5 protein-coding genes are annotated in these 6,728 nt (G+C 59.3%); 4 read left to right on the forward strand and 1 reads right to left on the reverse strand.

The annotated features are described in order from the left end of the window. Positions 1–357: 357 nt before the first annotated feature. Genes CF70_RS20005 through CF70_RS20020 form a run of 4 tightly spaced genes read left to right on the forward strand, consistent with a single transcriptional unit; the run spans position 358 to position 5,578 of the window. Positions 358–1,545 (forward strand): tyrosine-type recombinase/integrase, encoded by a 1,188-nt coding sequence (locus CF70_RS20005; protein ID WP_035868435.1) that lies wholly within the window; start codon positions 358–360, stop codon positions 1,543–1,545. Then, positions 1,542–3,182, forward strand: coding sequence for a tyrosine-type recombinase/integrase (locus CF70_RS20010; protein ID WP_051648681.1), 1,641 nt, complete (start codon positions 1,542–1,544; stop codon positions 3,180–3,182). Before CF70_RS20005 ends, CF70_RS20010 begins: the two co-directional genes overlap by 4 nt. 4 nt (positions 3,183–3,186) lie before the next feature. Further along, positions 3,187–5,166, forward strand: coding sequence for an integrase (locus tag CF70_RS20015; RefSeq protein ID WP_035868438.1), 1,980 nt, complete (start codon positions 3,187–3,189; stop codon positions 5,164–5,166). Beyond that, entirely contained in the window at positions 5,156–5,578 is a 423-nt protein-coding gene (locus tag CF70_RS20020; protein ID WP_035868440.1) for a hypothetical protein, read from the forward strand. Before CF70_RS20015 ends, CF70_RS20020 begins: the two co-directional genes overlap by 11 nt. Here CF70_RS20020 and CF70_RS20025 read toward each other — a convergent pair. After that, the gene (locus CF70_RS20025) at positions 5,575–6,444 is read right to left on the reverse strand and encodes a hypothetical protein (protein WP_152561858.1); all 870 of its coding nucleotides are present in this window, start codon (positions 6,442–6,444) and stop codon (positions 5,575–5,577) included. The genes CF70_RS20020 and CF70_RS20025 overlap by 4 nt on opposite strands. Between the last annotated feature and the right edge of the window lie 284 nt (positions 6,445–6,728).

Below are 6,728 nucleotides of genomic sequence, written 5' to 3' on the forward strand. Positions count from 1 at the left end.
ACCCCGCCTTTGTGCGGGGTTTTTTCTTTTATATCAGTACCTTATGTGGCGGTGGGGCAGTGGAAATATTCCGGCGGCGTCCTCGTCACAGCGGATGAATCTTTGTCAGTAAGCTTGATTGTTAACTTTTGATGGCCGCTGTCACGACTTTAAGCATGTCGCCAGCCTTTCACAGCGGAGATTAGGAGGATTGGGAGTGGTCGCCTGGATGGCCACGTATTACTCCGTGGGAGCTTAGAGCCACTTCGTAATCGTTAGGGTGGCGGCACTTTGGCTTCTATCGCAGTGCGTGGGTGACACGGAAAAGTCGTAAACATTGCCTACGGTGGTTTGGACGCGCTGGCCAAGGAGAAAGCTATGCACGCCCGATTCCATGTGGTGATCGTCCGCCACCCAGACGGCGAACGCCTGCCAATCCTGCTTGACGCCCGCCGGCAGCCCATCGACTGGATCAACGAATATTCGATCAAGCGGCTTCGCCCACGGCTGTCGGCCAATAGCCTGCTCAAGGCGCTACAGATCCTGGGTATGCTATGGGCGTGGGCAGCAAGACAGTCCTTCTGCCTACAGGAGCGCCTCAGCACCGGCGAGGGGCTATCTCCGGACGAGATCGTGAGCCAGCTCTATCCCTGGCTGCGCCGCGACTTCCAGGCGCGAGCCAAGGTGCGCAAGCTGGTAGTCGCTCCCAGTACTGTGTTGCAGCGACTGCAGGTCATCTCCCGCTTCGTGATTTGGCATCTTGAAGCAGCCATGGCCCGTTGGCCGGCGGGCAGCCCGGAATTGCGGGATATGAGGAGACGACTGAAATGCATCGAGCATGCCTTTGCTACAGCCGGACGGGCTCGCCCGGAAGCGCCCCAACACGCCAGAGCACTATCGACGGAGCAGGTCCAGCGGCTGCTGCTGGTCTGTCGACCGGGGCATGACGAAAATCCGTGGAAGCCGCCGTACCAGGAGCGCAACTATCTTATCGTTCTGATGCTGTTGCTTCTTGGGCTTCGGCGGGGCGAGCTGCTCAAGCTGAAAGTGGGCGATTGCATGCTCTCGCGCAGCATTCCGGAGATAAGGATCGAGCGATCGCCGGACGACGAATGGGACAGCAGGCGCGATGAACCCCAGGTCAAGACAGCATCTCGGCAACTGCCTTGTGACCGCTCGCTTGCCACCCGTCTCAACGCCTATATCTGCCAGATCCGGCGCAACATTGGTGGTGCCGACAAAACGCCCTTCCTGTTCCTGAGTCGAAGTGGAAGTCCAATGAGCCTGGCGCGCGTGAATGGCGTGCTGAATCAGATTGGCGTCGTGCATGAGGAGTTCGCCGACTTGCATCCTCATTGCCTGCGCAGTACGTGCGCCACCAGCTTCCGGGCCCAGGGATTGAGCAATGGACTGGACGAGGATCGAGTCGAGAAGCACATGATGTACTTCTTCGGCTGGCGATCCTCGGATTCGCTTCGACCGTACATAGCAGATGCGATCCGCAGGGAATCGTGCGAGTTCAGCCTCGGCTACCAGGCCACGCTCCTGGGGGGCGATCGGGAATGACGAACGGCGAAATCAATCGGGCGCTCGGAGCGCTATTACGCAGACTTCGGTTGCCTCAGCTGCCGAGCCACATCATTGACCGCGACGGTCGGTGCATGGATATGGCTGGCGCACGCTGGACGTTTAACGTGCCAACCAGATACGCATCGTTTGACTGGGCGAGTCGCTCGGACGGCAACGTGATCGTTGGCTATGCGATGCGACGATGGGCGGCGATGCTGCTGACCCAGCAATCCGCAGCGAGCGCTGTGAACGCTGTCACCGCAGTGGTATGCGCGCTTCGGGGCACGGTGCGCGACGATAGCCCGGAGGCGCGCGGATTGCGGCGAAGCTGGATATCGATGTCGGTGATAGAACATCCCGACGACCTGCGTGTGGCGTTGTGCCTTCACTTTGGAAAGTCGGTTCAAGTCCTGCGAACCCGCAAAGCGATGGACGAGTTCTACCCTCTACGAAGCTGGTATCGCTGGTCAGCGGAGATCCTCGAATGCCTGGGATTCGACGGGGAGTTCGCGCTGAATCTGGACGATATCGCAGTTGCTGCGCGTCACTCGAGAATGTCTGTCGAGCTGGAAGACGACGGGAGTGGGCCGCTGTGGGACACAGAGGTTACGGTTCTGCGTCGTGCATTGGCTGAAGACCGATCGCCGGAGCGGGCACATGTGATGGAGCGCGCAGCGGTCGCGCTTAGCCTGGCCTACGGTCGCAATCCATCGAACTTCTGCTTGCTACGTGAGACGGATCTGCAAAACCACCTTGAGGGCTTCGATGTACCCCCCGAGTGGGTACTGTCCATCCCCAGAATCAAGAAGCTGGGGCAGGGAGCCAGGCGGCAGTTCGTGGAGGAACGGGTGGGCGATGAACTGCTGACGATGCTGCAAGACCTCCTGGTCGTCAATCAGAGCATCGACTGTGGCCGCCATCCGCGGCCGATCTTTTTGCGCGCCGATGTTGCGTCATGGCGCGTAGGAACGGGCGTCGATGAATATGCTTACCACATGACGATCAAAGAGTTCCTGTCTCTCATACGCAGGTTTGCGAGACGAATGAAGATCGTATCGCCGCGCACCGGAAGCCCGCTTCACCTGACTTCGCGCCGATTACGGTACACCTTTGCAACAACCATGGTGGAGCTTGGTGTATCCAGAAGACAGCTTGCCACGATGCTAGATCATTCCGATACGCAGCATGTGCAGGTTTACTACGCGTTAAAGGGCAGTCGGATGACCCGAATACTGGATCGGGCGGCCGCAATGCGGCTTGGTCCCCTAATGAAGCTGTTCAAGGGAGTTCCTATTGGCGCGGGGGCCGCTGAGGCGAGAAGAGTGGGGGCGAGCAAGCAAGTCCGCTTCGTTGGCGATGTGGGAGTGGTGCCGCCGGTGGAAATTGGGGCATGCGGGAAGGCGCAGCATTGCTCGCTGGATCCGCCGTTCTCCTGCTATCTCTGTCCGAAGTTCCAGCCCTATGTGGAAGCGGACCACGAAGCCGTTCTGGACGAACTGCTTCGTAGTCGGGAGGACCGTTGCCAGAAACTTGGCTTGCGCCCATCGGTGCAGATGGATGATGTGATCTACGCGGTTGCGGAGGTCGTTCAACTTGTTGCCGGCCATGACATCAAGAAGTGCAAGTCGACGTAAGACCATGGCGGCAGTTGGCCGCGTTGGCGATCACCTCGACGACAACTGGCTCGCAAACCGCAGGTCCCTGGTCACGACAGCCAAAGCAACGTCACCGTTCGGGGGCGTGGATTGGGATGCAGCCGTCTGGGACGTGTCAGCGGCCTATCGGCATCGTACCCGCGCATATAGGTCCAATGCGAATACGCTTCGCCTCCCGTTCACCCAGCACCGGCCACCGGAAAAGGGCTGGGGCGTCGGGGAGCCGCTGGCAAATCCCTTTGCTGACGTTGTCAAGGCACTTGTTTGCGTTCGTCACCAAAAGCGGGCGCAGTCGATGGGCAGCCATAGTGTGTTTATTCGTGCCACACGCTATGTGTTCGCCGCCACGGCGAAGACGGGGCATGACATAGGGGAGTTGCGGAAGGACGATCTTGACCGCGCTGCTGCCATGGCTTTGCATCGCGAGCGGGACACGTCGGCATACAAGGTCATTGGCCATATGGAAGAGTTCGCCGATGCATTGGACCGACATGGGCTCTGCCGGGTACGGCTTGACTGGCGATGCCGGCGGAAGATTCGCCCACGATCGCTGACGCCCGACAGGATCGAAGACCTGCCAGTTGCCGTGTCGGATCGGCTCCCGAGCGAAGAGGTTATGTGTGCCCTTGGCCAGCTCTATCAGGTGATACCGCGCGCGGAATCCGTCGAAGATGCCACCGGCGCTGACCGGATACTCATCCTTGTTGCCACGATCCTTATATGCACAGGGCTTCGAATAGGGGAGATGCTCACGCTACCGGCCAAGCCAATCTCGGTCGCCAGGGATGGCAGTCGGAACCTTCGCTATGCAAGGTTGAAGGGGAGAGCCGACGATGTGACAGTGGAATGGTATTCGAAGCCATTGCTCTCGGAGACCGTGGAGGTCGTGGAGGCGGCGGTCGCGGAACTGTGCGAGGCGACGGCTGGGCCTCGCCAGGTTGCAATGCGCGCATATCGGCATGGATCGCTACTGTCGAGAAGATCCCTTCCTAAAACACTGGACACGTACGACATTCAAGCTGTTCTGGGTCTGAAAAGCCGGAACATTGTGCAGTTCCTGCGGGCACGAGAGATACCCTTTGAAATCGTGCGCCGGGGACTTCGAGTTGATCGGGTTGCGTTACTAAAAGGGATTGCGAGAGACCACTGGTTCGGACCGATGGTGCCGGGCCCCGTGGGCAAAGGACTCCGGCTGCACGAGTCGCTGTGCGTGGTCTATGCCAATCAGATACACCATGGCACGCGAACTACGCTGACCTATGCCGCCAGGCCACTAACTGACCAGAATGTTCGGGACTTCCTGACCGGGCGACCCCAAATCCGATCGGTGTTCGATCGGTATGAACTCGTTGATGAGGATGGCCTGGCACTGCGTGTGCGATCCCATGGGTTCCGTCACTTCCTGAATCATCTGTTGGATGAGGGTGGCGCTCCGGACCTTGTGCAAACGAAATGGTTTGGCCGCAAGAATGCTGTGGACACGAAAAGCTACCAACACATGACATCCGCGCAACGCTCGGCACAGGTCGTGCAGGAAGTGTTCAATGGGCGGATGAGCGGGCAGGTCGTCGACATTGCCAAGGCCTTGCCGGTAGAGGTTGCACGCACGTTCCTGATCGCCCGCATCCAGGCGGTTCACGATGTGGGCCCTGGCCTATGTATCCATGACTTCCAGATGTCCCCGTGTGAGCGTCACCTGCAATGCACGGCGAACTGCAAGGACTATCTTTGGATCAATGGCGATGAGGCGCGTGCTCAGGAGCTGAAGCGCCAGGCTGCGGTTGCATATCTCAGCCTTAAGACAGTGAAGTCACACGGCCGCAGCCGCTCCCTGATGCAAGCGGATTGGTATCGGCACCTGAAGACCAGATATGAGCAGCTGATGAGCCAGTTGGCCACGCTGGGCTTCCGCCAAGCCGATCTTGTGCGCTACGTGAAGCAGGAGGACGGGAATGCCGGCTAGCATCCGCGCAAAGGCCAAGATAAGCGAGCGAAAGAAGGCAAGCATCATTGCCGAGCTTGAGCGCTGGCAAGACAGAGAGCTTGGTACTAGGCTGACCTGGGAGCGCATCGAGTCCTTCTCCGGATACACTCGGCAAGCGCTAAGTCGGCACCCGGAGATTGTGCATGCCTATCAGGAAGCCAAGCGTGCACTGGCCGCCGGTGCTCGCCCGTCGCGCTCCCGATCGCGGAGCGATGAGCTCGCCTATCTGGACCGAACCGTTGAGAATCTGCGGGCGAAGATCCGCCGGTACGAAGAGCTTGAGGCGCAGTGGCTGCAGCGGTGGCAGCGTATTGCCTTCCAGTGCGTCCAGCGCGGCATCAGCATTGAGGATCTGGACCTTCCACTCGATCCGTTGAACCGGAAAGGCTAACCAGTCTGAGCGGTGTCGGGTGTGCCAGCGTCAACCGTGAGGGGCTTGAGAAAGCCGCTGCCCTCCAGTGTCGTCTGCGCGACAGCATCGACGTACTTCTCGGCTCGCGAGGCTCGGATCCGAACCCTCTGCGCCCATTCCTGGGTGGCCTTGCGATAGAAGTAATCGGCCTCCTTGGCCCAGCCGTCGCGTCGCGTCGATATGGCATGCGACAGGAAGATGCGGTCAATGGCGAGATCCTCGAAGCGGCGATGGTGGTGTACTTGGTTGCGTTCCCGCAGCTCCTGATCGAAATCCCTGTCAAACTGCTTCAGAAACTGCCCAATGTCGATGCGATGGCGTGGTTCGAACTTGGCTAGGACATTGAGATACTTCTTGATGCGTTCCCTGAGTTCATAGAAGCGATTGAAGTACATCTCGCACATATACGTCAGGTGCACGTGTTTGCTCACTGGCAGCCCGCGGAAGGGAAATCGCCGGAAGTAGTACTCACAGTCCTGGAGGGCATGGATGGCTTGTTCGATGCCCAGATACTGCATGACCAAGTCGTGTTGCCGTTCGATCTCCGGAGAAAAAACGAACTCGTTGAGGTGCTCCTCGTCCTCCGGCCAAGGGATGCCATCGTCGTAGAGGGTTCGCGCGAACGTGCCCCGGCGCCATTCCTTCCACCCTGGATAGGCTTCGAGCTCGCGCATCCAGACGCCGATGGCTCGATCGATCAGTTCACGAGGGGGCGATGGGTTGATTCCGGCAGGGTTGGCTGTCACGTCGAGATCCCGTTCGGTTAGGAGGGGTTCATTCTGCCAGCCAATGCTGCATCCGGCACTTCTTCCAGGGTGGCAGCGCTCCCAGAAAATGGCGAGCATTCCCGACCACAAAGTTGGGAAAGTGGTGGATAATTGACTCACTTCAGCGCGCTGCGCATCGACCTCCGGCCCTAGTCTGGGCCCCAACGACCCCCATCTTTACGATTGCCGGGTCGCATCTCGCCCAAAGCCACTATCCGTGCCAGTTTGCGGTCAATGTTTACGCCGTTGCGTAACAGAACCGTTCATGCGTCCCGCGGCGCTGGATGGGATTCCGTTCCGCTACGACGGCGCGCCGATGCACTAATCGGCGGTAATCGCCCGTCTCGCCTCATCCTCACGCT

It is taken from the genome of Cupriavidus sp. SK-3 (genome assembly GCF_000611145.1).
In the GTDB taxonomy this organism is placed as follows: Bacteria; Pseudomonadota; Gammaproteobacteria; order Burkholderiales; family Burkholderiaceae; genus Cupriavidus.

What these genes read in the sequence shown, in the direction of transcription:
- CF70_RS20005 (WP_035868435.1), top strand. Translation starts at nt 358, where the DNA reads ATGCACGCCCGATTCCATGTGGTGATCGTCCGCCACCCAGACGGCGAA.
- CF70_RS20010 (WP_051648681.1), top strand. Translation starts at nt 1,542, where the DNA reads ATGACGAACGGCGAAATCAATCGGGCGCTCGGAGCGCTATTACGCAGA.
- CF70_RS20025 (WP_152561858.1), bottom strand. Translation starts at nt 6,444, where the DNA reads ATGCTCGCCATTTTCTGGGAGCGCTGCCACCCTGGAAGAAGTGCCGGA.
- CF70_RS20015 (WP_035868438.1), top strand. Translation starts at nt 3,187, where the DNA reads ATGGCGGCAGTTGGCCGCGTTGGCGATCACCTCGACGACAACTGGCTC.
- CF70_RS20020 (WP_035868440.1), top strand. Translation starts at nt 5,156, where the DNA reads ATGCCGGCTAGCATCCGCGCAAAGGCCAAGATAAGCGAGCGAAAGAAG.